Genomic DNA, 25,956 nt, shown 5'->3' on the forward strand with positions numbered 1-25,956 from the left:
GCTACCAGCTGGCGCCTGCCGTCCGCGCAGCAGGGGGGCTTCCCGATTTTCGATCTGAGAACACAGGAGCACGAGGTGCCCCGTAGGCCGGCAGACACCACGCAGGACGCTCCGTGCCGGCCGCCGCTGCCGTTCCCGCCGCGCGGCCTTTCTCGGCAGGAGGCGGCCGCTTACGTCGGCGTGTCGGCTCCGCTGTTCGACGAGATGGTGAAGGACGGCAGGATGCCGCCGCCCAAGCTCGTCAACGCCCGCGTGATCTGGGATCGGGTGAAGGTGGACGCCTTCTTCGCGGTGCTGCCCGAGCGCGGCGTCGCGGTAGGCGACACGGACGGCTGGGAAGATTGGCAGTGAGCCGGATCCGTCTGCCGTACATCGACCGGTTTCGCGACCGGCACGGGACGATGCGCTACTACTTCCGCCGCGCGGGCGGGAAGCGGATCCCCCTGCCGGGGCTACCTGGCTCTCAGCCCTTCCTGGACGCCTACGCGGCCGCCATGGATGCCAAGCCGGCCGAGGCCGAGGCGAAGAAGCGCGGCGAGCCGGGGACCTTCGACCGGCTGATCTCCGAGTATTTCGAGAGCACGGGCTTCCTGACGCTCAAGGCGCCGACGAAGCGCGCCTATCGTCTCGCGATCGAGCGGCTGGTGAAGCTGGAGAACATCGGGCACCGGCCCGTGGCTGGCATGCAGCGCCCCATGGTCGAGCGGATCATGGCGAAGCGCGTCGAGACGCCATCCGCCGCAAACGACGCGCTCAAGAAGCTGCGGATCCTGCTCCGGTTCGCCATCGCGCACGGCTACCGGAAGGACGACCCGACGCTTCATATCAAGAAGCTCAAGGAGGGCGCGCACCACACCTGGACGGAGACCGAGATCGATACCTTCGAGGCGCACTGGCCTGTAGGCTCGCAGCAGCGCACGGCGTTCGCTCTGCTGCTCTACACCGGCCAGCGCGTGTCCGACGTGGCTCGCATGTCCTGGGCCGACGTGAGCCTGGACGGCCATCGGATCTCCGTCACACAGGACAAGACCGGCACGAAGCTGGATCTGGGCCTACACGACGAGCTGCTGAGCATCCTGGCAGCGTGGCCGAAGGGGCCGAAGTCGATCCTCTACACGGCGCATGGCAACGCCTTCAGCACCAAGGGGCTCGGCAACAAGATGGCCGATGCGATCGGCGCTGCCGGTCTGCCGGAGGAATGCGTCACCCACGGCCTGCGCAAGGCTGCGGCCCGGCGCCTCGCCGAGGCCGGATGCACGCCGCACGAGATCGCCAGCATCACCGGCCACAAGTCGCTGGCCGAGGTCGAGAGGTACACCCGCGAGGCCGCCCAGCGGCTGCTCAACGACGCCGCAAATTCCAAGCTGCGGCCGAAGCAAGCCCCAACCCAAAGCGGAAATCGCCCCCAAACCGAGGACGAAACGCTTTAGTTACAAGTGCTTTAGAGGTGGGATGGAGGCCTCGCCCGGAATCGAACCGGGGTGCAAGGATTTGCAGTCCTCTGCGTAACCACTCCGCCACGAGGCCTTCCCGAACGGCGCTGCCGTCCCGTCCGGAGCTTGGCGGACACCTCCGGGTGCGCGTCTCTAGCAGAGGTCGGCGGTCGCAGGCAACGGCCCCGAGGCCCCGATTGTGCGGACCGCGTCAGCTCTGCCAGACCCGGGGCATCGGCAGGGCCCGGTAGCCCGCGAGGAAGCGGGCGACGAGCCCGCGCAGGGGTCCGACCGCGTCCCCCAGCGCGCGGACCGCCAGATGGCCGTTCCAGGCGCTCGCCGCCGCCGTCGTTCCGGGCGAGGCGGCCTCGGCCAGACGGGCCCGCGCCTCCTCGAGGCGCGCCTCCGCGCCGGGCGAGACGTCGAGGATCGTCGCGCAGGCGCGGGCGCCGCCGCCGATGGCCGGGCGGGCGAGGTGGTCGCTGATCGGCCCCTCCAGCAGGACGCTGTCGGCGTAGGCGAGCCGCCCGCCTCGGCGGATCCGCCAGGAATCCGCGAACAGACCGTCGACGATCCGCTCGCCCCGGGCGGCGCGGCCGAACGCGACGACCTCCGCGGCGATCAGCGCGGCGCCGTCGGCGAGATCGGCCTCGAAGCGCCGCCGCACCCGGGCCCGATCGAACAGGATCGTCTCCTGCGGCAGCCAGGCGAGGCCGGCCCCCTCCCCGAGGGTCAGGGTGTTGGCGATGCGGCTCACGGGGCCGTCCGAGCGGTAGATCTTCTCGGCCGCCGTGGTGGTCAGCACCAGGTCGGCCCCCGGTTCCAGGGCGAGGTCGATGGCGAAGCTGTCGCCGCAGGCCACGCCGCCCGCCGTGTTGACGAGGACCGCCTCCAGCGCGCCGGTCCCCCGCGGGAAGCGCAGACGCGACGGCCCGGCTTCCGCGAGATCCAGGATGCGCGTCCCGCCGCCCGGACGGGCCGGCCCGACGCGCAGCCGGACGCGCCCGTCGGAGCGCTGGCGCGCGGGCGCGGCCCCGAGCCTCTCGGGCGAGGGTGCGGGAGCGAGGGGGCCGTGCATCAGGCGCGTCCGGCCGGCTCTGCGGCCACGGCCTCGATCGGCCCGGTCGGCCGGTCGAGGATGCGCCGGCCGAACAGGCTCGCCACCAGCTCGACCAAGACCCGGGCGCTGCGGCCGCGCTCGTCCAGGAAGGGGTTGAGTTCCACCACGTCGAGGGAGCGGACCAGCCCGGAATCGTGGAGCATCTCCATGATCAGGTGCGCCTCCCGGAAGGTCGCGCCGCCCGGAACGGTGGTGCCCACGGCCGGGGCGATCGACGGATCGAGGAAGTCGATGTCGAGGCTGACATGGAGATGCGCCCCCTGCGCGGCGACGCGGTCGAGCACCCGCCGCAGGGGCGCCACGACTCCGAACTCGTCGATCGTGCGCATGTCGGTGACGCCGACCCGGCGCGCCGTCACGAGGGCGCGCTCGCCGGCGTCGATCGACCGGAGGCCGAACAGGTGGACATGGGCGGGCGGCAGGGGCGCCGGTGCCGGCTCGGCGAACAGGGACGGGAATCCCGGCTCCCCGCACAGGGCGGCGAGCGGCATGCCGTGGACGTTGCCGGAGGGGGAGGTCGCCGGCGTGTTGAAGTCGGCGTGGGCGTCGAGCCAGAGCACGAAGACGGGCTGGCCGCGCCGCGCGCAGTGCCGCAGCACCCCGTCGACGGAGCCCAGGGACAGGCTGTGATCGCCGCCGGCGGTCAGCGGGAGCGCCCCCGCGTCGAGGGCGTCCCCCACGGCCCTGGACACGGCCCGCGTCCAGGCGGCGACACCCTCGAGCCCGCGCGTCCCGGCGGGCCCGTCCGGGACCACGTCGCCGCGATCCGCGATCGCGTGGCCGAGTTCGGCGAGCGCCCGGACGAGACCGGCCGTGCGCAGGGCCGCCGGTCCCATGAGGGCGCCGGGCTCGCTGGTGCCGACCTCGATCGGCGCTCCGATCAGCGCGATGCTGCGCGCCGCGTCCGGCAGGGCTTCGCCGCTCATCACACCTCCATCGCCGTCCCGGAGCACCGGTGCTCCGCGGCCGCTCTACCATCCGGACTCATAACCGTCCGATGACGGTGACCGCGAGACCGGATCGGCCAGCAAGATCCGTGACGGAGCGCCCGGGCCGGGATCTGGGTCGCGAGACGATGCGCGCTCCAGGGGCGCGCCGGATGCCGGGCCTCCGCGCCACGCGCAAGGTTCCGGCGACGATCCGACCGGCAGAACCTTGCCGGGACGGAGGATTGACCACTCATAACTTGGGTTTGTGGCGCTAGGATTGTCTCGTAAGTTGTATGTTTCGAGTCTGCTGAAGTTTCGGGCGGCGTATTGGTGTTTACGAGATTTTTATAAGGATTGGGCGATTGGTAAGCCTCAAGCAATTTCTCAAAAATTCAGGGGCATCATGATCACGCTATCGCGGCTGAGCACGCGCCTTCCCGCGACAACCGTCGGCCTCGCGCTCCTGAGCGCCACCGCCATGGGCGGTTTCAGCTGGTACTCGGCGCGGGCGGGCCTGATGACCGCGGCCCACGAGCGCCTCGAGCTCGCCGCGGCGGCGCGCCGGGACGCGATCGAGCTGGTGGCGGACCGGGCGCAGGCCGACTTCCTGGCGGTGGCGGCGCACCCGCAGATCGTCTCGAACTTCCCCGACCTGCTCGAGAACCTCGACCCGGCGAAGCCCGACACCGCGAGCGTCATCGAGGCCTTCCGCGCGCCGCAGACCGCCGAGGCGCGGGTCGCCCTCGACGGCAGCGGCATGTCGTCGATGTATGCCCGTCGGCACGTCAAGGTCCAGGAAGTGGCGCGCAAGCTCGTCGCACAGCCGGGCTACGCCGACCTGCTGTTCCTCGACGACAACGGCCGGATCGACTACACCACGACGAAGGGCGCCGATTTCGGCAAGTCGGTCACGGACGACGGCTTGGCGGGGACGGCGCTCGCGCGCCTCGTCGAGCGCCTGAAGTCCGCCGACCCGGGCGCGGTCCTCTACGAGGATTTCGCCGCCTACCCGGTGGACGGGGTCCCGGCCGCGTTCATCGGCCGCGCCATGACCAAGCGGGCCAACGTCGCCATGGGCACGGCGCAGGCCGCCGAGCGGATCGGCTTCATCGTCATGCGGGTCACGCCGACCCTGTTCGACCAGACGCTGTCGAAGCGGACGGGCCTCGGCGACACGGGTCAGATCCTGGCGGTCGGCGCGGACGGCCTCCTGCGCAGCAACCCGCCGCTGAACCCCGCCGTGCACGCCGGCGCGGGCCTCGCCGGGATCGGCCTGGCCGCCGACCGGATCAAGGCCGGCGGTCCCGTCGACTTCGCGGCGGAGAACGGCGCCCACATGGCGGCCGCCTCCGCGGTGACCGTCCTGGGCGCGCCCTGGACGGTGGTGGCGGAGCAGACCCAGGCCGAGGCGATCGACGCGGTCCAGGCCCTGTCGCGCACGCTGATCCTGACCGGCCTGTTCGTCCTGGCCGGAACCGCCCTGCTCGGCCTCCTGCTCGCCCGCTCGATCGTGGCGCCGCTCGGCGCCCTCACCCGCGCGCTCAAGGCCCTCGCCGATCGCCAGGCCCTCACCGACGTGCCCGGCAGCAAGCGGCGGGACGAGATCGGTGACATCGCCCGGGCCGTGGTCACGATCCGCGACATGTCGCTGGAGGAGGCCGCCCAGCAGCTCCAGACCACGGAGGCCGCGCGCCTCCGGGAGGAGCAGAGCCGGCGCGCCATGCTCAAGCAGCTGGCCGACGGCTTCGAGCACTCGGTCGGCGGCATCGTCGAGGGCCTGACCGGCGCCGTCACGGAGCTTCAGGGGGCCTCGGACACCATGCGGGCCGCGGTCTCCAGCACCTCCGAGCGCTCGACCAGCGTCGCCGGGGCGGCGCAGCAGACCTCCGACAACGTCAACACCGTGGCGGCCGCGGCCGAGGAGCTCGGCGCCACCGTCCAGGAGATCGGCCGTCAGGTCGAGCAGGCGGCCGGGATGTCCGCCACCGCGGTCGGCGAGGCCCGCCGGGCCGAGCAGACCATGACCGACCTCGCCGCGGCGGCGACGCGCATCGGCGACGTGGTCGGCATGGTCTCGACGATCGCCGGGCAGACGAACCTGCTGGCACTCAACGCCACGATCGAGGCCGCCCGCGCCGGCGAGGCCGGTCGCGGCTTCGCGGTGGTCGCCGCCGAGGTCAAGGAACTCGCCGCCCAGACCACCCGCGCCACCGAGGAGATCAGCCGTCAGGTCGCCTCGATCCAGAATGTCACGGGCGACGCGGCCGGGGCGATCCAGGGCATCACGGCCCAGATCGAGGCGATGAACCAGGTGTCGACCAGCATCGCCGCCGCGGTGGACCAGCAGGGCGTCACCACGCAGGACATCGTCCGCAGCATGGGGCAGGCCTCGGCCGGCACCGGCACGATGACCCTGGAGATCGCCGAGGTTGCCCGGGTCGCCGGCGATGCCGGCGAGGCCGCGGACTCGGTCGCGCTGGCGTCCGACGCCCTGGCCACGCGCTCGGAGCAGCTCCGCGCCGAGGTGGCGCAGTTCCTCCGCAACGTGCGGGCGGCGTAGGCCGGACGCGACCCCCGGGGCGGCCTCAGGCCGCCTCGGCCGGGAGCGGCGCGGGCTTCTGCGCCGCGCGACCCGCGAAGGCCTGGGCGGCCAGGGGCAGCTCGATCGCCGCGCAGAGCCCGCCCTCGGGGCGGTTCTCCAGCCGCAGGCGCCCGTTATGGGCCTCGACGATGGCCTGCACGATCGAGAGGCCGAGGCCGAAGCCGCTCGCCTCGTTGAGATTGCGCGCCCGGTCGCCGCGCACGAAGGGCTGGAGCATCGCCTCGCGCTCCGCCTCGGGGATCCCCGGGCCGTTATCCAAGATGCAGACCCGGACACCGCGCTCGGAGGCCTCCATCTGCACGTCGGCCCGCCCGCCGTACTTCACGGCGTTGTCCACGAGGTTGGTCACCGCCCGCTGGAGCTCCTCGGGCCGGCCCTGGACCAGGACGTGCCGGCTGCGGCTGACGTTGACCGGGGCGCCGAAATCCGAGAAGTCGTCGCAGACCGTCTGCACCACCGAGGCGAGATCCACGAGGCTGTGGCTGTTCGCGTCCCGGATCTGGCCGTCGCGCACGAAGGAGAGCGCCGCCTCGACGAGGCCGTTCATCTGGTCGAGGTCGCGCAGGGTCGAGGCCCGGGCATTCTCGTCCTCGATGAACTCGGCGCGCAGGCGGAGCCGGGTGATCGGCGTGCGCAGGTCGTGGCTGATCGCTGCCAGCATCTGAGTCCGATCGTCGATCAGGCGGCGGACGCGCGACCGCATCCGGTCCAGCGCCCGGGACACGGCGAGGACCTCGCGCGGGCCCGCCTCCGGCAGCGCCACGTGGTCGTCGCGGGCGCCGAACGCTTCGGCGGCGCCCGCGAGCCGCTTCAGCGGCGCCGTGAGGGCGCGGGTGGCCCAGACGCAGAGCAGCGCCAGCGTCAGCGCCAGGAACACCACGGTGAAGATCAGCGCCCCCTGGCGGGGACCCCGGAGGGGATCGTTCGGCAGCGTCGCCTGGAGCCGCGCCCCCGTCGGCGTGACGACGCCGATATGGAGACGCGCGTCCGACCGGCCGCGCTCGGGATCGGCCGCCGAGAGGTCGGTGATCGTCACGGGCCGACCGGCGCCGTTGCGCAGCTTCCGGATCACCGGCAGGTCGGGCGGCGACGTCGCCCCCGACGGCACCGTCCCGTCCCAGGGCTCCACGTGGATCAGCGGCAGGCTGCGACCGCTCGCCAGGAGGGCCGGTCGCGCCGCCGGGTCAGCGGCGTCCATGAGCCTCACCAGGACCCCGAGGCGGCTCGCGGCCACGCCCGGCAGCGTGTCGGGATTCTGCGACTCGTGCAGGATCAGGAAGGCCGCGGTGGCGACCACGTGGGCGACCGCGATGCCGGCGACCACGAGCAGCGCGATCTGGCCCGCGATGGTCTTCGGGCGCAGCCGCGCGCGGAGCCGCCCCAGGCCGCTCATGACCGCGTGACCTCGGGCGTGAACAGGTAGCCGCCGGACCGGATCGTGCGGATGAACTCGGGGTTGCGGGTGTCGCGCTCGATCTTCTGGCGGATCCGCGAGATCAGCACGTCGATGCTCCGCTCGAACGGGCCCGCGGCCCGGCCCTGGGTGAGGTCGAGGAGCTGGTCCCGCGACAGCACCCGCCCCGGCCGGAGACACAGGGCGTGGAGCAGGTCGAACTCCGCCCCGGTGATCGAGATGCGGGCGCCCTCGGGGGAGAGCACCTGTCGCAGGGAGACGTCGAGGGTCCAGCCGGAGAAGTGCAGCCGCCGCCGCTCGTCCGCGTCCGGCGCCTCGGCGGCGACCCGGCGCAGGATCGCGCGGATCCGGGCGAGCAGTTCCCGCGGGTTGAACGGCTTGGCGAGGTAGTCGTCGGCGCCGAGTTCGAGGCCGAGGATCCGGTCCACGTCCTCGGACTTCGCGGTCAGGATCAGGATCGGGATCTGCGAGGTGCCGCGCAGGCGCTTGCACAGGCTCAGACCGTCCTCGCCGGGAAGCATCAGGTCGAGCACGATGAGGTCGATGCGCGCCTCCGCCAGGACCCGGTCCATGTCGGTGCCGTCCCCGGCCAGCGTGACGCGGCAATCGTTGCCGCGCAGGTAGCGCGCGATCAGCGCCGAGATCTCCCGATCGTCCTCGACGACGAGGATGTGGGGTGTTGCGGGTGCGCTCATCGCAAAGGAGTCGGTCTGCGGGTCGGCCTGCATCATCAGGCTATTATGACGCCATCCGCCGATTATTCGAAGGTGGGCCACGGAACCATTTTGTAAGCGCGTGTTTCCCGCACGGACCTGAACTGAGTTGCCGAACGGCGTCACATCGCAGGGGGGAACGATGACCGGAACCGAGGATCGGAAGGACCTGATCGCGCCGCGGCCGCCGGAACTCGCCTCGCCCTGGCGGACCGAGGCTCGGGCGGCGCTGCAGGCCGAGGCCCGCGCCTTCGCCCGCGACACGGTGCTGCCGCTCGCCGACGAGCTCGACCGCCACAAGGCCGAGATGCCGCGCGCGCTCATCGACGCCATGGCCGAGAAAGGCTGGTTCGGCATCACGATCCCGGCGGAGCACGGCGGCCTCGGCCTCGGCGTGTTCGAGTACTGCCTGGTCTCGGAGGAACTGGCCCGCGCCTGGCTGTCCGTGGGCAGCATCCTGGCCCGCGGCCAGGGCCTCGGCACCCAGACCCTCGACCCGGACCGCCGGGCGGAGCTGCTCCGGCGCTCGGCTCGAGGGCAGTGGATCGGCTCGATCTCCCTGTCGGAACCCGATGCCGGCTCCGACCTCGCCGGCGTGCAGACCCGGGCGGTGCGCGACGGCGACCGGTGGCGATTGACCGGCACCAAGCGCTGGGCGGGCTTCGCCAAGGGGGCCGACTTCATCGAGGTCCTGGCCCGGACCCGCGACCCGGAGCCGGGGGAACCGCGCTCCGCCGGCCTGGAGCCGTTCCTGGTGCTCAAGGAGCGCGACAGCTTCCCGCCCGGGGTGACCGGCCGGGTGATCGACAAGATCGGCTATCACGGCTTCCAGACCTTCGAGCTGAGGCTGGAGGACGTGTGCGTGCCCGAGAGCGACCGGCTCACCGGGCTCTACGGCGACCAGGGGGCGGACGCGGATTCCGGCGGGTTCGCCGCCGTCCAGCGCGGCCTCAACATCGCCCGGGTCCACACGGCGGCCCGGGCCGTCGGCGTCGCCCGCGCGGCGGTCGAGGATTGCCAGAGCTACCTCCAGGAGCGGGTCCAGTTCGGCCACCCGATCGGCGACTTCCAGGCGCTGCGCTTCGCGCTGGCCGACATGGCCGCCGACGTCGCGCAGGCGCGGGCCTTCTGGCACCAGGTCGCCCACCTTCTCGACCAGGGGGAGCCCGCCGAGAGCGAGTCGGCGATGGTGAAGCTTCTGGCCACCGAGATGGCGGTGCGGGTCACCAACCAGGCGATGCAGCTCCACGGCGGCAACGGCTACACCACCGAGCGGCGGGTCGAGCGCTACTGGCGCGACGCGCGGCTGACGACGATCTTCGAGGGCACGAGCGAGATCCAGCGGCGGATCATCAGCGACCGGATGCTGCCGCGGCCCGGGGCCTGATCGCCCGCGCGCGCCCGTGCGGCGAATCGTCGAGCGGGACTCCCCGCCCGGCGTCGCCCGGCTACCTCACGAACCTGTCCTGCCCGGCGGACCGGGTGCCGCCATCCGGAAGCTCCGTGTCGAAGCCCATCAGCGATTACGCCCTCATCGGCGACACACATTCCTGCGCGCTGATCGCCCGCGACGGCTCGATCGACTGGCTGTGCTGGCCGCGTCACGACTCGCCGGCGCTGTTCGTGAAGCTCCTCGACGACGTGAGGGGCGGTGCCTGCACCGTCGCCTTCGACGGACCGGCCGGGAGCGCGCGCCGCTACCTGCCCGACACCAACATCCTGGAGACGACCTTCACCACCGAGACCGGCCGGGCGCGCCTCGTCGACCTGATGCCGGTCAACCCGCCGAGTCCGGAACCCGACGAGGGACCGGACGGCGAGAGCGAGAGCCGCCTGATCCGGCTGCTGACCTGCGAGCAGGGCCGGGTCTCGGGCGCGTTCCGGGTGCGGCCGACCTTCGACTACGCCCGCCGCCCCTGCACGCCGCTGGTCGAGGGCGGTTCGGTCCTGTTCGAGGCCGGGGAGTGGCGCGTGCGCGTCAACGCGCAGGCGTGCCCGACCCTCGCGGGCGACGCGGCCGAGATCCGGTTCGACCTCGCGGAGGGCGAGACCGCCTACCTGGTCCTGACGCACGGCGAGGATCAGGACGAGGCCTGCATCGAGGACTTCGCCGGCGCCCGGCGGCGCCTGGAGACGACCGCCGATTACTGGCGCCGCTGGAGCGCCCGCAGCACCTATCGCGGCGCCTACCGGGACGCGGTGATGCGGTCCGCCCTGTGCCTGAAGCTGCTGACCTACTCGCCCTCGGGCGGCATCGTGGCGGCGGCCACCGCCGGCCTGCCCGAGGCGGTCCCGGGCAACCGCAACTACGATTACCGCTTCACGTGGATGCGGGACGCCTCCTTCACGGTCACCGCCTTCGTGATGCTGGGCTACGTCAGGGAAGCGTCCGAGTTCCTGCGCTTCCTGCGCGAGCGCGACGGCACGTTCGGACGGGAGACGCGGCTGATGTACGGCATCGCCGGCGACATGCCGCCGGAGGAGGAGCTGAGCCACCTCGCCGGCTGGAACGGCGTGGGGCCGGTGGTGATCGGCAACCTCGCCGAGCACCAGGACCAGCACGACATCTACGGCGAGCTGCTGCGGGCGCTGTGTGTCTTCCTCGAGGCGGTGGATTACGACCCGCCCGAGAAGGTCAACGACCGGCTGCCGGAGGTGCTGGACAACCTCACCGCCCGGGCCATCCGCCACCGCCACGACGCGGATCACGGCATCTGGGAACTGCGCACCGGGCCGCGCCAGCAGGTCCACACCAAGGCGATGATCTGGGTCGCCCTGCGGGACGCGGCCCGGATCGCCCGCAACATCGCGGGCGTGCCGGAGGCGAAGATCGCCGAGTGGGAGCGGATCGCCGCCGAGATCCGGTCGGAATATCTGGAGAGGGGCTGGAGCGCCGAGAAGCAGGCCTATGTCGGCGCCTACGACTCGCATCACCTCGACGCCGCGGTCCTGCGCGTGGCCCTGTTCGGGGCCCTCGACCCGCGGGAGCCGCGGATGCGCGCGACCCTGGCGGCGATCGAGCACGAGCTGGGCGTCGGCGACCTGATCTACCGCTACCGCATGGAGGACGGGCTGGAGGGCGACGAGGGCACGTTCACGGCCTGCGCCTTCTGGCGGGTCGGCTGCCTCGCCCTCGACGGGCGGACCGGCGAGGCCAAGGCGGCCTTCGAGCGGCTGATCGCCCGGTGCAACGATGTCGGGCTGCTCGCGGAGGAGATCGACCCGGCCAGCGGCGCGCAGCGCGGGAACACGCCGCAGGGCTTCTCCCACATGGCCCTGATCAACGCCGCGCTGCGTCTGGAGGACAGCATCGCGCGCTTCGGCGCGGACGAAAGGCCGGAGAGCGCGGCCCGGTCGGCCGCCGAGTAGCGCCGCTCCAGCTCCCGGCGCAGGCCGGTCCGCGCCACGTCGCGGTTGACCAAGCGAGTGTCGCTGGCGTGGCAGCGGGCGGTCGGTCCGGCGGCGATAGTTTCGGGGCCTGAATGGCTCCGGAGGTCCCATGCTCGACGTGACGCCGACCCCTCTGCAGCGTCTCCTGCGGGAGCGCCGTCGCGGCTACAGCCTGCCGGCCGAGTTCTACCTGAGCCCCGAAATCTTCGACGCCGACATGGCGGTGATCTTCGGCCGCCACTGGATCTACGTCGGCGTCGAGCCCGACGTGCCGGAGGCCGGCGACGTCATGGTCGTCGACATCGGCACGACCTCCGTGGCGATCGTCCGCGACGACGACGGCGCGGTCCGGGCCTTCCACAACGTCTGCCGCCACCGCGGCGCCCGGCTCGTCCACGAGGAGAAGTCGACCGTCGGCAACCTCGTCTGCCGCTACCATTCCTGGACCTACGACCTCACCGGCGCCCTCATCCACGCCGACCACATGGGGCCGGATTTCAGGCGCGGCTGCCACGGGCTGAAGCCCGTCCACATCCGCTCGCTGGAAGGCCTGCTCTTCGTCTGCCTCTCCGACGACCCGCCCGCCGATTTCGATGCCATGGCGGCCCGGCTCGGCCCCTACATCGCGCCGCACAACATCCGCGACACCAAGGTCGCCTTCCAGAAGGACATCGTCGAGCCGGGCAACTGGAAGCTCACGATGGAGAACAACCGCGAGTGCTACCATTGCGGCGCGAACCATCCCGAGCTGACCGTGCCGCTCTTCGCCTACGGCTTCGGCTTCGCTCCCGAGGAGATGGACGAGCACGACCGCGCCCAGGCCGAGCGCTACGGCAGCCTGCTCCGGACGCGCCACGGCGAGTGGGAGGCGGAGGGGCTGCCGTCGAAGGAGATCGACGAGCTCGACACCATGATCACGGGCTTCCGCACGGAGCGGCTGCCGCTCGACGGCGAGGGTGAATCCCACACGATCGACACCAAGGCCGCCTGCCGGAAGCTCCTCGGCAGCCTGACCAACGCCAAGCTCGGCGGCCTCTCGGTCTGGACCCAGCCCAATTCCTGGCACCACTTCCTCGGCGACCACATTGTCACCTTCTCGGTGCTCCCACTCGACACCGAGCGCTCGCTCCTGCGCACCAAGTGGCTCGTCCACAAGGACGCGGTCGAGGGCGTCGACTACGATCTCGCCAACCTGACCGGCGTCTGGGAGGCCACCAACGACCAGGACAGCGAGCTCGTCGGCATCTGCCAGCAGGGCGTGCGCAGCCCGGCCTACGAGCCCGGCCCGTACTCGCCCCACACCGAGATGCTCGTGGAGAAGTTCTGCACCTGGTACGTCGGCCGCATGGCCGCGCATCTGGGGCGCTGATCGTGGCCGCGGCCTCCGCCAGAAGTCCCGGATCGGCAGAGCCGGCCGCCGCGTCGCTCGCGGCCAGCGCGCCCTGGGATGCCGAGACGGACGACGTCCTCACCTGCGTCGCGGTGCGGGCCGAGACGCACGACGTGAAGACCTTCGTGCTCGCCGCCCGCGAGCCGCGGACGTTCCGCTACCGGCCGGGCCAGTTCCTCACCTTCGCCTTCGAGATCGGCGGGGAGACGCTCCACCGCTGCTACACGATCTCCTCGGCCCCGACCCGGCCCCACACCCTGGCGATCACCGTCAAGCGCGTGGCCGGCGGGCCGGTCTCGAACTGGCTGCACGACCATCTGGCGCCCGGCGACAGCGTTCGGGCGCTCGGTCCGATGGGCGACTTCTCGTGCTTCACCCATCCCGGGGCGAAGTACCTGCTCCTGTCGGGCGGCAGCGGCGTCACGCCCATGATGGCGATGGCGCGCACCTTCCACGACCTCGGGGCGGGCCGCGACCTGGCCTTCGTGCACTCGGCGCGCAGCCCGGCCGACATCGTCTTCCGGGACGAGCTCGCCCTGATGGCCCGCCGCGACCCGGCGCTCAGCGTCCACGCGATCTGCGAGGCCGACGCCCCGGGCGAGGCCTGGACGGGCCCGCGGGGCCGGCTGACCCCGGCGCTCCTGCGCGAGACGGTGCCCGACTTCCTCGAGCGCACGGTCTTCGTCTGCGGCCCGAAACCCTACATGGACGCGGTGCGGGCGATGCTGGCCGAGGCCGGCTTCGACATGGCCCGGTACCACGAGGAGAGCTTCGACTTCGGCGCCCTGCCGGAGGCCGAGCAGGACGCCGCCCGCGAGGCGGAGCACGCCCTCGACGACGCGCCGGCCGCGGGCGTGCGCAGCTTCCGGGTGGAGTTCGCCAAGACCCGCCGGGTGCTCGACTGCCCGGAGGACACGACGGTGCTGGACGCGGCCCGCAAGGCCGGGATCCGCCTGCCCTCCTCCTGCGCCAAGGGCCTGTGCGGCACCTGCAAGTCGAAGGTGACCTCCGGCACCGTGGCGATGACCCACGCGGGCGGCATCCGCCAGCGCGAGATCGATGCCGGCATGGCCCTGCTGTGCTGCTCCAGGCCGACGAGCGACCTCGTCATCGAGCGGTGAGGCCCGGGCCGCGCCCGGCCCCTCCCCGCATCGCACACCCCCTCGCCTTCGGGAGTGCTCCCGTGATCGCCAACGCCGACGCGCTGCTGAAACCCCTGACCATCAAGGGGCTGACGATCCGCAACCGGGTGATGTCCACCAGTCACGCGCCGGGCTACGGCCGCGACGGCAAGCCCCAGGAGCGCTACCAGCTCTACCACGCCGAGAAGGCCAGGGGCGGGATCGGGCTGACCATGTTCGGCGGCTCCTCGTCGGTCGCCCCCGACAGCCCGGCCGCCCCCTGGAACCAGATCTCGGTCGCCGACGACGCGGTGATCCCGTTCTTCCGGCAGTTCGCCGACCGGGTCCACGCCCACGGCGGCAAGCTGATGATCCAGCTCACCCATATGGGCCGCCGCACCAAGTGGGACACCGAGCACTGGCTGCCGACGCTCGCGCCCTCGCCGCGCCGGGAACCCGCCTCCCGCACGATCCCGAAGGAGATGGAGGCGGAGGACATCGCCCGCGTGGTGCGGAGCTTCGCCGCGGCCGCGCGCCGCTGCCGCGAGGGCGGACTCGACGGCTGCGAGGTCTCGGCGGCCCACGGCCACCTGATCGACCAGTTCTGGTCGCCCGCGGTCAACCGGCGCACCGACCGGTACGGCGGCAGCCTGGAGAACCGGATGCGCTTCGGCATCGAGGTCCTGGAGGCGATGCGCGCCGAGGTCGGCGACGCCTACGTCATCGGCATCCGCATGTCCGGCGACGAGATGATCGCCGACGGTCTCTCGCAGGAGGATTGCCTCGCGATCGCCTCGGAATATGCCAGGCGCGGCCTCGTGGACTTCCTCAACATCCTGGGCGGGCAGGCGCGGGACCACATCGCCCACGCGATCTCCCTGCCCAACATGTCCTTCCCGGTGGCGCCGTTCCTGTTCCTGCCGAGCGCGATCAAGCGCGAGGTCGACGTGCCGGTCTTCCACGCCCAGCGCGTCACCGACCTCGCGACCGCGGCCCGGGCAGTGGCTGAGGGCCACGTCGACATGGTGGCGATGACCCGGGCGCACATCGCCGACCCGCACTTGGTGCGCAAGCTGTCCGAGGGCCGGGCCGACGACATCCGCCAGTGCGTCGGCGCGGGCTACTGCATCGACCGCATCTACGTCGGCGGCGACGCCCTGTGCATCCAGAACGCCGCCACCGGCCGCGAGGCCACGATGCCCCACGAGATCCGAAAGGCGGAGGTCCGCCGCCGCGTCGTGGTCGTCGGCGCCGGGCCGGCCGGGCTCGAGGCGGCCCGCGTCTGCGCCGAGCGCGGCCACGCGGTCGTGCTGTTCGAGAAGGGCGCCCAGCCCGGCGGACAGATCACCCTGGCGGCGAAGGCCGGCTGGCGCGAGGCGATGTCGGGCATCACCCGGTGGCTCGTCGCCCAGGTCACCAAGCTCGGCGTCGACCTGCGCCTGAACACGGCCGCCACCGAAGAGGCGGTCCGCGCCGAGAAGCCCGACGTGGTGATCGTCGCCACCGGCGGCAGCCCGTCCCGCGGCCACGCCAAGGGGGCCGAGGCGCACGCCGTGACCACGGCCGAGGTGCTCTCCGGCGCGGTCGAGCCGACCGGCTCGGTCCTGCTCTACGACGAGATGGGCCAGCACAACGCCGCCTCGGTCGCCGAACTCCTGGCCAAGCGCGGCTGCCTCGTGGAGATCGCCACCCACGACCGGATGGTGGCCGAGGAGGTCGGCACCACCAACCAGCCGATCCACCTGCGCGAACTCTACAGGCTCGGCGTGGTGATGACGCCGAACATGGAGCTGATCGAGATCTACCCCGAGGGCAACCGCTTCGTGGCGGCCCTGCGCAACACCATGACCGACGCCGAGGAGGAGCGCCTCGTCGACCGCATCGTGGTGGATCACGGCACCCTCCCGGTGGACGGGCTCTATCACGGCCTGAAGGCCGGCTCGGTGAATCGCGGCCGGACCGACCAGGGCGCCCTGCTCCGCGGCGAGCCGCAGCCCTTCGACCTGTCCGGTGGCTACACCCTCCACCGGATCGGCGACGCCGTGGCCGGCCGCAACATCCACGCGGCGCTCTACGACGCCCTGCGGCTGTGCAAGGACATCTGAGCTGAGCCATGGCCGGTCCCGTCTCCCTGGCCACCGTCTTCCCCGGCCTCGTCTGGGCGATGGCGGCGCTGGCCCTCGTTCAGGTCGCGCGCCGGGCGATCCTCTGGCGGGCCGGCGCGACCGCCCCGGTGGCGTGGCTCGAGGGCCTCGCCAAGCTGCCCCGGCGCTACCTCGTGGACGTGCACAACGTCGTGGTGCGGGACGCCTACGCGTCGCGGATGCACGCGGTGGTGGCGGGCGGCCTGCTCGTGGCCTCGGTCCTGACGGCCCTGGCGATCCTGCCGCCGCTGGGCGGGTTCGCGCCCTACTGGATCCTCGTCGCCCTCGCCTTCGCCGTCACGGCCGCCGGCGCGCTGCTCGTCGGCGCCCGCCGCTACCCGCGCCGGACGCCGCGCCTCTCGGCCGGGCGTTTCCAGATCCTGCCCGTCCTGCTCGTCGCCTACGCCCTCGGCGGCGCGGTAACGGCCCTGGCGCTGGCCACCGGCGGCGGCCTCCTCGCCCCCGTCGCCCTGGCGCTCGCGGCGGCCGGCGGCCTCGGCCTCGCCTTCGAGGTGCGCCACGGCCCGATGCGTCACGCCGCGGCGGGCGCCCTCCACCTCGTCGCCCATCCGCGGCCCGGCCGCTTCGCGGGGCGGCCGGACACCGCGCTCCAGCCCCTCGACCTCGAAGCGCCGCGGCTCGGCGTCGCGACGCCGGCGGACTTCACCTGGAACCGGCTGCTCTCCTACGACGCCTGCGTCAGCTGCGGGCGCTGCGAGACGGCCTGCCCGGCCTTCGCGGCCGGCCAGCCGCTCAACCCGAAGCGGCTCATCCAGGACCTCGTCGCCGGCCTGTCGCCGGCGGAGCCCGCCTACGCCGGCGCGCCCTATCCGGGCGGCCGCGAGGCCGCGGGCGGGCGGGGTCCCCTCGCCCGCCTGATCGGGCCCGACGCCCGGATCCATCCCGACACGCTCTGGTCCTGCACGACCTGCCGCGCCTGCGTCGAGGAATGCCCGATGATGATCGAGCACGTCGACGCGGTGGTGGCCCTGCGCCGCCACGAGACCCTGGAGCGCGGCGCCCTGCCCGAGAAGGCGGTCGCCCCGGTGACGGAGCTGCGCCAGGCCGGCGATCCCGGTGGCCGGCCGCTCCGGGCCCGCACCGACTTCGCCGCCGGCCTCGACCTCCCGCTGATCTCCGGCCGGGAGAGCACCGACGTGCTGCTCTGGCTCGGCGAGGGCGCCTACGACCTCCGCTACGGCCGCACGCTCCGGGCCCTCGTGCGGCTCCTGCGGGAGGCGGGCGTGGACTTCGCCGTCCTCGGCCCGGAGGAGCGCGACACCGGCGACCTCGCCCGGCGGCTCGGGGACGAGGCGACCTTCCAGGACCTCGCCCGGACGAACGCCGCGACGCTCGCCCGCCACCGCTTCCGGCGCATCGTCACCGCGGATCCGCACGCCCTGCACGCCCTGCGCAACGAGTACCCGGACTTCGGCGCCCGCTACCCGGTGGTGCACCACTCCGCGTTCCTCCTGGAACTGGTCCGGGACGGGCGCCTGAATCCGGGGCGCCTGCCGGACCGGGCCGTGACCTATCACGACCCCTGCTACCTCGCCCGCTACAACGGGGAGACGGAGGCACCCCGCGCTCTGCTCGACGCGATCGGGCTGACCCGCGTCGAGATGGCCCGCTCCGGACGCCGCGCCATGTGCTGCGGCGGCGGGGGCGGTGCCCCGGTGAGCGACATCCCCGGCGAGCGGCGCATCCCCGACCTGCGGATGGCCCAGGCGGCCGAGACCGGTGCCGGAACTGTCGCGGTCGCCTGCCCGTCCTGCACGGCGATGCTGGAGGGCGTGACCGACCGCGAGGCCGAGATCCGCGACATCGCGGAGCTGCTCCTCGAGGCCGTGGAGGCGGGCCGATGACCCGCTTGCGCCGCGACCCCCGCGCCGAGCGGGCCGCCCAGCGCGTCGCACCCCGCGACACGGGAGACCGGCCGCGCTTCGACCGCGCGGCGCGGGCCGCCGGCGGTCGCCCGCGCCGCGACCCGCGCGCCGAGCGCGAGGGCCGGCGCGTCGCCGGCCCCGCCCGCCCGCGCTTCGACGTAAGCCAGCAGGACCGCCCCGCGGTGCCGGTATCGGTCCAGGCGGCCCGCCCGGCCCAGGCGGCGCCAGTCATCGTGACGGTGGACGACCCGGCCTTCCTCGTCGTCGCGGTGCCCGACTGTGCCGGCGGCCGGCTCTCGACCCACGACCGGCAGCTCCTCGGCGCCGCGCGGGTCCTCGCGGGCCGCGACGGCGCGGTCGTGCTGCTCGCCGCCGGCGACTGCGCCGGATGCGGCGCGGCGGGCGCGGACCGTCTCCTCGCGCACGGCGACGGTGACCGCGCCTACGATCCCGCCGGCCGGGCCGCCCGGATCGCCGCCGCCCTGACCGCACTCGGTCCGCGGCACGTCCTGTTCCCGGAATCCCTCGACGGCGGCGACGTCGCCCGCCGGGTCGCGGTCCGGCTCGGCGCGCCGCTGTTCACCCAGGCCGAGGGCGTCTCCGCCTCCGGGCTGATCCGCCCGGCGCGGGGCCGCAGCGTCGAGCAGCGGGCGGCGCCGGGGCTGCTCGCCACCGTCGCCTCCGACGCGGTGGCCGAGTACGCCGGCCCGCCCCGGGAGGCGCGGCCGCTGGCGGTCGCGATGGCGGAGCCCGCGCCGGTCGGGACGGCGATCCGCTCGGCGCAGCGCCTCCCGGCCGACCCGGCCACGGTGCCGCTCGCGCTCGCCGAGTTCGTCACCGCCGCGGGCAACGGCGTCACCGACCTCGACACGTTCCGGCAGCTCGTCGCGGCGCTCCGCGCGACCCCGGGCGCGAGCCGGGTCCTGTGCGATTCCGGGCTAATGCCGCGCCGGACCCAGGTCGGCGCCTCCGGCACCGTCCTGGCGGCGACCTGCTACTTCGCCCTCGGCATCTCGGGCGCGCCGCAGCACCTGCAGGGTGTCGCGGGCTGCGAGCACGTCGTGGCGGTCAACACCGACCTGCACGCGGCGATGATCGAGCGGGCGGGCCTCGCCATCGTGCAGGACGCGCAGACGGTCATGCCCGCCCTGCTGCGGCTGCTGGCCGAGGAGGCCGCGCGCCCGGAGGGCAGCCCATGATCAGCGTCGTGCTCCTCTCCGCCGGGCGGCATCCGGTCTCGGGCGCGACGGTCCTGCCGCGGCTGGAGGCCCAGGCGATCCGCCTCGCCACGGGCCTCGGCGAGGCCGTCGGCCTCCACGCCGGGCCGGACGCGGCCGCCGTCGCGGACGCCCTGGGCCACGGCCTGTCCCGGATCGTGCACGTCCCCCTGCCGGCTGAAGTCGATCCGGTGCCGGCGCTCTCCGCCCGCCTGGCGGCGATGGCGCCCGCCCTGATCCTCGCGGGCCGTCGCGGCCAGGGGGGCGACGAGACCGGGATGGTTCCCTACGCGCTCGCGCAGGCCCTCGACTGCCTCCTGATCCCCGACGTCGTCGCCCTCGCGGTCGGCGACGCGGGTGACCTGTCCCTCGACCAGACCCTCGGCCGCGGCGCCCGCCGCCGCGTGACCCTGCGCGGGCCGGTCCTGGCCACGCTCCATCCCGACGCGCCCGCGCCGCTCCCGTTCGCCTACGGGCAGGCGCGGCGCGGCGCCATCGAGACCGTCGCGGGCGACCCGGACCCGTCGGCCGCCCCCGTCCCGGCCCTCGAGGAACGCCCCTATCGCCGCCGGCCGAAACTCGTAAAAGGTGCGCCGTCCGGCGGCTCGGCGGCGGAGCGGCTCAGGGCGGCGACCGGTGAGGCCGCGTCCGGCGGCGGGCGCCTCCTCGTCCGGCCCGAGCCCGACGAGGCCGCCCGGGAAATCCTGGCGCACCTGCGCCGGATCGGCGTCCTCGCGCCACCAACCCGCGAACCCCGATGAGGAACCCGATGCCTTTGACCTCCGACGATCTCCTGGCCCGTCTGCGCGAGCGCGGGGTTGCCTACAAGCTCTACGAGCACGCGGCGGTCCTGACCGTCGAGGCGATGATGGCGGCCTGCGGCGACATCGTCGGGGCGCACACCAAGAACCTGTTCCTGCGCGACGGGAAGAGGACGTATTTCCTCGTCACGCTCCATCACGACGCCCAGGTGGACCTGAAGGCGTTCCGGACCGTCCTCGGCGCGCGGGGCGGCCTGTCCTTCGCGAGCGCCGAGGCGCTCGGCGAGCAGCTCGGCGTCGCGAGCGGCGCGGTCTCGCCGCTCGCCGCCCTCAACGCCGCGCCGGGCCGCGTGAGGATCTTCATCCAGGACAGCCTGCTCACGGCGGCGCGGATCAACGTCCATCCCCTCGTGAGCACGCGCACCCTCAATCTCACGCCGGACGACCTGCTGGCCGCGCTCCGCGCGGAGGGGCACATGCCGGAACCGTTCGCGCTGCCCGAGGCGGCGCAGGCGGCCTGACGCCGCCCTGGCGGGATCGGCGGCCCCGCGCTCCAGGGCGCGCGGCCGGCGCGGGAGGTCGCGCTCAGCAGGCGGCGACGTTGACCGCGAGGCCGCCCAGGGAGGTTTCCTTGTACTTGGCCTGCATGTCGTGCCCGGTCTGGCGCATCGTCTCGATGACCTGGTCGAGGCTCACGAAGTGCACCCCGTCGCCGTGGAGGGCGAGGGAGGCGGCCGCCACCGCCTTGTTGGCGCCGAAGGCGTTGCGCTCGATGCAGGGGATCTGGACGAGCCCGCCGATTGGGTCGCAGGTCATGCCCAGATGGTGCTCCATGGCGATCTCGGCGGCGTTGGCGACCTGCCGCGCGTCGCCCCCGAGGACGGACGCGAGCCCGGCGGCCGCCATGGCGGCCGCGGAGCCGACCTCGCCCTGGCAGCCGACCTCGGCGCCCGAGATCGAGGCCCGGCGCTTGATCAGACCGCCGATCGCGGCGGCGGCCAGGAGGTAGTCCCGGCCGCGGGTCTCGGTCCAGCCGGGGCAGAAGTCGACGATGTAGCGCAGCACCGCCGGCACGATCCCGGCCGCGCCGTTGGTCGGCGCTGTGACGATCCGGCCGCCGGACGCGTTCTCCTCGTTCACCGCCAGGGCGAACAGGCTGATCCAGTCCATGATCTCGTGGGCCGGCCGGCTGTTCGTCAGGCGGTTCGCGTCGAGTGTCTCGTGCAGGCGCTTCGCGCGCCGCCGGACCTTGAGGCCGCCGGGCAGCTCGCCGTCCATGCGCAGGCCTCGGGCGATGCAGGCCAGCATGGCGTCGCGGACGGCGTCGAGCCCGGCCTCGATCTCGGCCTCGGTGCGCAGGGCGCGCTCGTTGGCCATCTGGACCTGCGGGATGGTCAGGCCGGTCTCGGCGCAGATCCGCAGCAGGTCGGCGCCGCTCTCGAACGGGTGGGGCACCGCGACGGCGTCGAGCCCGGCGGTCTCCGCCGCGTCCTCCTCCTCGACGAAGCCGCCGCCGACCGAGTAGCAGACCACCTCGTCCAGCACGGCGCCGCCGGCGTCGTGGGCGCGGAAGCGCATGCCGTTGGTGTGGCCGGGCAGGACCTCGGTGAAGTTGAACAGCAGGTCCTTCGTCGTGTCGAAGGCGACGCCCGGCAGGCCGATGGCGCCGGTCTCGGCGAGGGACCGCGTGTAGCCCGCCACGGCGTCCGGGTCGACGGTCGCGGGCTCGTGGCCGAGCAGGCCGAGGAAGATCGCCACGTCGGTGCCGTGGCCGCGCCCGGTCCAGGCGAGGGAGCCGAAGATCTCCGCGCTCACCCGCGCGAGCCCGGGCCGGCCGGCGACGCGGTCGCGGAAGCGGCGCGCGGCCACCATGGGTCCGATCGTGTGGGAACTCGACGGGCCGATGCCGATCTTGAACAGATCGAAGGCGCTGATCATCGCGCGGCGGCTCTCTCCAGCGGGCCGGCCCCGAAGGCGGCCTCCTGCAGCAAGCCATACACGTAGGTCGCGAAGGACCGCCAGCACTCAACCCGGTATGTCGGGACCGGGCCGGGGCGACGGATCAGCACGATCTCGGCCTTGCCGAGGAGCGTGCGGGTGGCGCTGCCCGCCGGGAAGGCGGCGTCTCCGAGGTCGAGGGGGCAGCCGGCATTGAGGGCGATCGCGGCCGCGACCCCGCAGACGTCGATCCCGACATTGCGGTGCGACACGTCCACGAGGGCGTGCGCCCGGCCGGCGAGTTCGGCGGTCACGGCGGCGGCCAGGATGTCGGCATCGGGTTCGGGCGCGCCGATCAGCCACTCGTCGGGACCGAGGCGGGCGATCCAGCGGGTCGCGTCGACCGACAGGGTGTTGATCGGGCGGTCGAGGGGGAGGCCGGCCGCCGATCCGAGGGGACCGCGCAGGCGCAGGGCGAAGCGCGCCTCGGCCGCGGCCGGCCGGATCAGGAGACCGGCGCCGACCGGCGCCGGAGCGTCGGCGCGGCCGAGCGGGTGCGCCCGGGCGGTGCGGTAGCGGGCCTCAAGCATGGATGCGCTCCCCCTTGGGATCGAAGAACACCGGCTCGGCCACGGTGGCGGTGGTGAAGCCGTCCGGGGTCGTGACGTGGAGGGTCCGGCCGAGTAGGTCGCGCCCGCCCGCCACGAGGGCCAGCGCGATGGAGCGCTCGCAATTCGCGCTCCAGTAGCTCGACGTGACGTGGCCGAGCATCCGCATCGGGATCGGCTGGTTCGGGTCGGCGACGATCTGGGCGCCCTCGTCGAGGACACATCTCGGGTCGTCGGTGAGGAGCCCGACGAGCTGCTTGCGGCCGGAGGCGACCACGTCGGGCCGGGCGAGTGAGCGCTTGCCGACGAAGTCCCTCTTCGCCTTGGCGATCATGCCGGACAGGCCGACATCGTCCGGGGTGACCGTTCCGTCCGTCTCCTGGCCGACGATGATGTAGCCCTTCTCGGCCCGGAGCACGTGCATCGTCTCGGTCCCGTAGGGAGTGATCCCGTGGGGCCGCCCCGCGTCCATGAGCGCCTCCCAGACCGCCAGCGCGTGGTCCGACGGGACGTTGATCTCGAACCCGAGCTCGCCGGTGAACGAGACCCGGAACAGGCGGGTCGGCACGCCGCAGATCGTGCCGGAGCGCATCGCCATGTGCGGGAACGCCTCCGGCGACAGGTCGATGCCCTCGACGAGCGGCGCGATCACCTCCCGCGCCTTCGGGCCCTGGAGGGCGATCACCGCCCACTGCTCCGTGGTCGAGGTCAGGAACACCTGCAGGTCCGGCCACTCGGTCTGGAGGTAATCCTCCATGTGGGCCAGCACCCTGGCGGCGCCGCCCGTGGTGGTCGTGACGTGGAAGCACTCCGGCGACACGCGCGCCACGACGCCGTCGTCGAGGATGTACCCGTCCTCCTTGAGCATCAGGCCGTAGCGGCAGCGGCCCGGCTCGAGCTTCGCCCAGGGGTTGATGTAGAGGCGGTTCATGAACTCGGCCGCGTCCGGGCCGACGATCTCGATCTTGCCGAGCGTCGAGGCGTCGAAGAGGCCGACGCCCTCGCGCACGGCCCTGCACTCGCGGGCGACCGCCGCGTGCAGGTCCTCGCCCGGCTGCGGGAAGTACCAGGCGCGCCGCCACAGGGCGACGTTCTCGAACAGGGCGCCGTGGGCCTCCGCCCAGCCGTGGATCGGCGTGGTGCGGATCGGGTCGAACAGGGCGTGGCGCGCCGGGCCGACGAGGGTCCCGAAGGTGACCGGGGTGTAGGGCGGCCGGAAGGTCGTGGTCCCGACCCCTGGGAGCGCCTTGTCGAGCTGCCCGGCGACGATGCCCAGGGCGTTCATGTTCGACGTCTTGCCCTGATCGGTCGCCATGCCGGTCGTGGTGTACCGCTTCACGTGCTCGATCGAATGGAAGCCTTCGCGCACCGCGAGCTTGATGTCCTTCGCGGTGACGTCGTTCTGGAAGTCCACGAAGGCGCGAAGCTTCGTGGGGTCGGCGTCGGTCGGCATGATCCGCACCGGCTGGAAACCGGTCGGCGTCGGCGTCGCCGTGAAGGCGCGCCGCTCCGTCGCGCCGGCCGCCGCCGCGCCCGCCGCGTCGCCCTCGGCGAGGCAGGCCGCGAGGTCGTAGGTGCCCCTGGCCGCCCCGGCCGAGCGCTCGGCCTGGGCCGAGGTCGCGGGCAGGAAGGCGTCGCGGGCGGGATCGTAGGCGAGCTTGCCGCGGGACTGCGAGAACAGGTGGACGGCGGGCGTCCAGCCGCCCGACATGCCCACGCAGTCGCAGGCGAGGCGGCGGCGGGCGCCGACCCGCCCGTCGCTCCCGATCGGCGCCACGAGCAGTCCCGTGACGCGCGCCCGGCCCCTGGACCCGACCACCGTGTGGCCGGTCAGGACGGTGATCCCGGCCGCCCGCAGGCGTGCCGGGTCGGGCCCGCAATCGGCCTCGAGGCGCAGGTCGACCACGGTCACGTCGGCCCCCGCCCGCTTGGCGTCGAGGGCCGCGACGTAGGCCGAGGCGCCGCTGGTCGCGAAGACGATGCGCCGTCCCGGCAGGACGCCGTAGCGGTTGATGAAGACCCGCACGCTCTCGGCGAGCAGGATGCCCGGCCGGTCGTTGTCGGCGAAGACCAGCGGCCGCTCGTGCGAGCCGCCGGCGAGCACGACCTCGCCGGCGCGGACCTGCCAGAGCCGCTCGCGCGGCGCCGTCGCGGACCCGGCGGGCAGGTGGTCGGTGACCCGCTCGGCCAGCGCGACGTGGTTGTGGTTGTAGTAGCCGAACGCCGTCGTGCGCGGCAGCAGGATGACGTTCTCCCGCCCGTCGAGGTCGGCGAGGGCGGCCTTCAGCCACTCCGCGGCCGGGCGGCCGTCGATCTCGGAGGTCACGTCGTGCAGGAGGCTGCCGCCGGGCTCCGCGCCCTCGTCGGCGAGGAGCACCCGCTTGCCGGTCCTCGCCGCCGCCGTGGCGGCCGCGAGGCCGGCCGGCCCGGCACCGACGATCAGGACGTCGCAATGGGCGTGGCGGTTGGCGTAGCGGTCCGGGTCGGCCTCGGCCGGGGCCCTGCCGAGACCGGCGGCGGCACGGATGAACGGCTCGTAGACCCGGTCCCAGAACTTCCGGGGCCACATGAAGGTCTTGTAGTAGAACCCGGCGACGAAGACCGGCGAGAGCAGGTCGTTCACCGCGCCGACATCGTAGCGCAGGGACGGCCAGTGGTTCTGCGACCGGGTCCCGAGGCCCTCGCGCAGCTCGACCACCGAGGCGCGGTTGTTCGGGTCGACCCGGCCGGGGCCGCGATCCACCGACAGCAGGGCGCTGGGCTCGTCGGGGCCGTGGCTCAGGATGCCGCGGGGCCGGTGGTACTTGAACGAGCGTCCGACGAGGTGGATGCCGCTGGCGAGCAGGGCCGAGGCGACGGTGTCGCCCTGGTAGCCCTCGACCGTGCGCCCGTTGAAGCTGAATCGGACCGGCCGCGCGCGGTCGATGCGGCCGCCCCGGGCCAGTCTGTACGGCTGTGCCATCACGCTCTCGCCTCGGTGTCGGTGGAACGGGAGGGCGCTGCGCCCGCGGGGTAGGTCTCGAGGAAGCGGTCGCTCACGGTGTCGCGCAGGGCGTTGAACCAGCGCCCGCAGCCGTGGGCGTGGTTCCACCGCTCGGCGTGGATGCCGCGCGGGTTCGCCCGCACGAACAGGTGCTCGGCCCAGGCCGCGTCGTCGAGGGCGGCGGGATCGGCCGGCCGGGCGACATGCGCCTGGCCGCCGCAGCGGAACTCGGTCTCGGGTCGGTTCCCGCAATACGGACAGGCGATCAGCAGCATCGGGCGTCTCCTCGCTGGGACGGGTGGTCGCC

20 protein-coding genes and 1 tRNA gene are annotated in these 25,956 nt (G+C 73.4%); 12 read left to right on the forward strand and 9 right to left on the reverse strand.

All coding sequences use genetic code 11. The features are described from left to right. Window positions 1–75 precede the first annotated feature (75 nt). Both J3A75_RS18630 and J3A75_RS18635 read left to right on the forward strand, forming a co-directional pair. Entirely contained in the window at window positions 76–351 is a 276-nt protein-coding gene (locus J3A75_RS18630; protein WP_312892619.1) for an XRE family transcriptional regulator, read from the forward strand. After that, window positions 348–1,430: a tyrosine-type recombinase/integrase gene (locus J3A75_RS18635; RefSeq protein WP_209650671.1), complete on the forward strand. Its 1,083-nt coding sequence runs from the start codon at window positions 348–350 to the stop codon at window positions 1,428–1,430. The genes J3A75_RS18630 and J3A75_RS18635 overlap by 4 nt, the downstream gene beginning before the upstream one ends. 23 nt (window positions 1,431–1,453) lie before the next feature. Here J3A75_RS18635 and J3A75_RS18640 read toward each other — a convergent pair. From J3A75_RS18640 to rocF, 3 genes are all read right to left on the reverse strand, one after another. After that, window positions 1,454–1,527: transfer RNA gene (locus tag J3A75_RS18640), tRNA-Cys, on the reverse strand. Between the two features lie 117 nt (window positions 1,528–1,644). Then, window positions 1,645–2,511 carry an urease accessory protein UreD gene (locus J3A75_RS18645; RefSeq protein WP_024829792.1) on the reverse strand — a complete coding sequence of 289 codons (867 nt, stop codon included), beginning with the start codon at window positions 2,509–2,511 and terminating at the stop codon, window positions 1,645–1,647. Beyond that, entirely contained in the window at window positions 2,511–3,479 is a 969-nt protein-coding gene (gene rocF, locus J3A75_RS18650; RefSeq protein ID WP_209650672.1) for an arginase, read from the reverse strand. The genes J3A75_RS18645 and rocF overlap by 1 nt, the downstream gene beginning before the upstream one ends. 406 nt (window positions 3,480–3,885) lie before the next feature. Here rocF and J3A75_RS18655 point away from each other — a divergent pair, with 406 nt between their 5' ends. Beyond that, a complete protein-coding gene (locus tag J3A75_RS18655) occupies window positions 3,886–6,042 on the forward strand; it encodes a methyl-accepting chemotaxis protein (protein ID WP_012319439.1) in 2,157 nt (718 codons plus the stop codon). Window positions 6,043–6,067: 25 nt separating this feature from the next. Here the strand turns inward: J3A75_RS18655 and J3A75_RS18660 are convergent, their stop codons facing one another. Then, window positions 6,068–7,477 (reverse strand): ATP-binding protein, encoded by a 1,410-nt coding sequence (locus J3A75_RS18660; RefSeq protein WP_063110457.1) that lies wholly within the window; start codon window positions 7,475–7,477, stop codon window positions 6,068–6,070. Beyond that, window positions 7,474–8,229 carry a response regulator gene (locus J3A75_RS18665; protein WP_012319441.1) on the reverse strand — a complete coding sequence of 252 codons (756 nt, stop codon included), beginning with the start codon at window positions 8,227–8,229 and terminating at the stop codon, window positions 7,474–7,476. Before J3A75_RS18665 ends, J3A75_RS18660 begins: the two co-directional genes overlap by 4 nt. Window positions 8,230–8,353: 124 nt before the next feature. Here J3A75_RS18665 and J3A75_RS18670 point away from each other — a divergent pair, with 124 nt between their 5' ends. The 9 genes from J3A75_RS18670 to J3A75_RS18710 all read left to right on the forward strand — a co-directional run bounded on the left by J3A75_RS18670 (window position 8,354) and on the right by J3A75_RS18710 (window position 20,641). Further along, complete coding sequence (locus J3A75_RS18670; protein WP_043073768.1) at window positions 8,354–9,598, forward strand: acyl-CoA dehydrogenase family protein; 1,245 nt, start codon at window positions 8,354–8,356, stop codon at window positions 9,596–9,598. Between the two features lie 116 nt (window positions 9,599–9,714). After that, a complete protein-coding gene (locus J3A75_RS18675) occupies window positions 9,715–11,580 on the forward strand; it encodes a glycoside hydrolase family 15 protein (RefSeq protein WP_070999565.1) in 1,866 nt (621 codons plus the stop codon). A gap of 130 nt (window positions 11,581–11,710) precedes the next feature. Then, entirely contained in the window at window positions 11,711–12,970 is a 1,260-nt protein-coding gene (locus J3A75_RS18680) for an aromatic ring-hydroxylating oxygenase subunit alpha (protein ID WP_012319444.1), read from the forward strand. Window positions 12,971–12,972: 2 nt separating this feature from the next. Then, window positions 12,973–14,112 (forward strand): hybrid-cluster NAD(P)-dependent oxidoreductase, encoded by a 1,140-nt coding sequence (locus J3A75_RS18685; protein ID WP_029358872.1) that lies wholly within the window; start codon window positions 12,973–12,975, stop codon window positions 14,110–14,112. Between the two features lie 62 nt (window positions 14,113–14,174). Then, window positions 14,175–16,217 (forward strand): NADH:flavin oxidoreductase, encoded by a 2,043-nt coding sequence (locus tag J3A75_RS18690; RefSeq protein WP_070999566.1) that lies wholly within the window; start codon window positions 14,175–14,177, stop codon window positions 16,215–16,217. An 8-nt stretch (window positions 16,218–16,225) separates the two neighbouring features. Further along, a complete protein-coding gene (locus J3A75_RS18695; RefSeq protein ID WP_209650673.1) occupies window positions 16,226–18,121 on the forward strand; it encodes a DUF3483 domain-containing protein in 1,896 nt (631 codons plus the stop codon). Then, entirely contained in the window at window positions 18,118–19,341 is a 1,224-nt protein-coding gene (locus J3A75_RS18700; RefSeq protein ID WP_209650674.1) for an electron transfer flavoprotein subunit alpha/FixB family protein, read from the forward strand. The genes J3A75_RS18695 and J3A75_RS18700 overlap by 4 nt, the downstream gene beginning before the upstream one ends. Further along, the gene (locus J3A75_RS18705) at window positions 19,338–20,120 is read left to right on the forward strand and encodes an electron transfer flavoprotein subunit beta (RefSeq protein WP_070999569.1); all 783 of its coding nucleotides are present in this window, start codon (window positions 19,338–19,340) and stop codon (window positions 20,118–20,120) included. The genes J3A75_RS18700 and J3A75_RS18705 overlap by 4 nt, the downstream gene beginning before the upstream one ends. Before the next feature lie 8 nt (window positions 20,121–20,128). Beyond that, window positions 20,129–20,641 carry a prolyl-tRNA synthetase associated domain-containing protein gene (locus J3A75_RS18710; protein ID WP_024829781.1) on the forward strand — a complete coding sequence of 171 codons (513 nt, stop codon included), beginning with the start codon at window positions 20,129–20,131 and terminating at the stop codon, window positions 20,639–20,641. Between the two features lie 64 nt (window positions 20,642–20,705). Here the strand turns inward: J3A75_RS18710 and J3A75_RS18715 are convergent, their stop codons facing one another. The 4 genes from J3A75_RS18715 to J3A75_RS18730 are packed head-to-tail and all read right to left on the reverse strand — an operon-like array spanning window position 20,706 to window position 25,924. Then, the gene (locus tag J3A75_RS18715) at window positions 20,706–22,058 is read right to left on the reverse strand and encodes an L-serine ammonia-lyase (RefSeq protein WP_070999570.1); all 1,353 of its coding nucleotides are present in this window, start codon (window positions 22,056–22,058) and stop codon (window positions 20,706–20,708) included. Beyond that, complete coding sequence (locus tag J3A75_RS18720; RefSeq protein ID WP_070999571.1) at window positions 22,055–22,648, reverse strand: sarcosine oxidase subunit gamma; 594 nt, start codon at window positions 22,646–22,648, stop codon at window positions 22,055–22,057. The genes J3A75_RS18715 and J3A75_RS18720 overlap by 4 nt, the downstream gene beginning before the upstream one ends. After that, complete coding sequence (locus tag J3A75_RS18725) at window positions 22,641–25,628, reverse strand: sarcosine oxidase subunit alpha family protein (RefSeq protein WP_209650675.1); 2,988 nt, start codon at window positions 25,626–25,628, stop codon at window positions 22,641–22,643. The genes J3A75_RS18720 and J3A75_RS18725 overlap by 8 nt, the downstream gene beginning before the upstream one ends. Next, entirely contained in the window at window positions 25,628–25,924 is a 297-nt protein-coding gene (locus J3A75_RS18730; protein WP_012319454.1) for a sarcosine oxidase subunit delta, read from the reverse strand. Before J3A75_RS18730 ends, J3A75_RS18725 begins: the two co-directional genes overlap by 1 nt. Window positions 25,925–25,956 lie beyond the last annotated feature (32 nt).

Origin of the sequence: Methylobacterium sp. PvP105 (assembly GCF_017876975.1) — a bacterium.
GTDB classification, from domain to species: Bacteria; Pseudomonadota; Alphaproteobacteria; order Rhizobiales; family Beijerinckiaceae; genus Methylobacterium; species Methylobacterium radiotolerans.

What these genes read in the sequence shown, in the direction of transcription:
- J3A75_RS18645 (WP_024829792.1), bottom strand. Translation starts at nt 2,511, where the DNA reads ATGCACGGCCCCCTCGCTCCCGCACCCTCGCCCGAGAGGCTCGGGGCC.
- rocF (WP_209650672.1), bottom strand. Translation starts at nt 3,479, where the DNA reads ATGAGCGGCGAAGCCCTGCCGGACGCGGCGCGCAGCATCGCGCTGATC.
- J3A75_RS18655 (WP_012319439.1), top strand. Translation starts at nt 3,886, where the DNA reads ATGATCACGCTATCGCGGCTGAGCACGCGCCTTCCCGCGACAACCGTC.
- J3A75_RS18660 (WP_063110457.1), bottom strand. Translation starts at nt 7,477, where the DNA reads ATGAGCGGCCTGGGGCGGCTCCGCGCGCGGCTGCGCCCGAAGACCATC.
- J3A75_RS18665 (WP_012319441.1), bottom strand. Translation starts at nt 8,229, where the DNA reads ATGATGCAGGCCGACCCGCAGACCGACTCCTTTGCGATGAGCGCACCC.
- J3A75_RS18670 (WP_043073768.1), top strand. Translation starts at nt 8,354, where the DNA reads ATGACCGGAACCGAGGATCGGAAGGACCTGATCGCGCCGCGGCCGCCG.
- J3A75_RS18680 (WP_012319444.1), top strand. Translation starts at nt 11,711, where the DNA reads ATGCTCGACGTGACGCCGACCCCTCTGCAGCGTCTCCTGCGGGAGCGC.
- J3A75_RS18695 (WP_209650673.1), top strand. Translation starts at nt 16,226, where the DNA reads ATGGCCGGTCCCGTCTCCCTGGCCACCGTCTTCCCCGGCCTCGTCTGG.
- J3A75_RS18700 (WP_209650674.1), top strand. Translation starts at nt 18,118, where the DNA reads ATGACCCGCTTGCGCCGCGACCCCCGCGCCGAGCGGGCCGCCCAGCGC.
- J3A75_RS18705 (WP_070999569.1), top strand. Translation starts at nt 19,338, where the DNA reads ATGATCAGCGTCGTGCTCCTCTCCGCCGGGCGGCATCCGGTCTCGGGC.
- J3A75_RS18710 (WP_024829781.1), top strand. Translation starts at nt 20,129, where the DNA reads ATGCCTTTGACCTCCGACGATCTCCTGGCCCGTCTGCGCGAGCGCGGG.
- J3A75_RS18715 (WP_070999570.1), bottom strand. Translation starts at nt 22,058, where the DNA reads ATGATCAGCGCCTTCGATCTGTTCAAGATCGGCATCGGCCCGTCGAGT.
- J3A75_RS18720 (WP_070999571.1), bottom strand. Translation starts at nt 22,648, where the DNA reads ATGCTTGAGGCCCGCTACCGCACCGCCCGGGCGCACCCGCTCGGCCGC.
- J3A75_RS18725 (WP_209650675.1), bottom strand. Translation starts at nt 25,628, where the DNA reads ATGGCACAGCCGTACAGACTGGCCCGGGGCGGCCGCATCGACCGCGCG.
- J3A75_RS18730 (WP_012319454.1), bottom strand. Translation starts at nt 25,924, where the DNA reads ATGCTGCTGATCGCCTGTCCGTATTGCGGGAACCGACCCGAGACCGAG.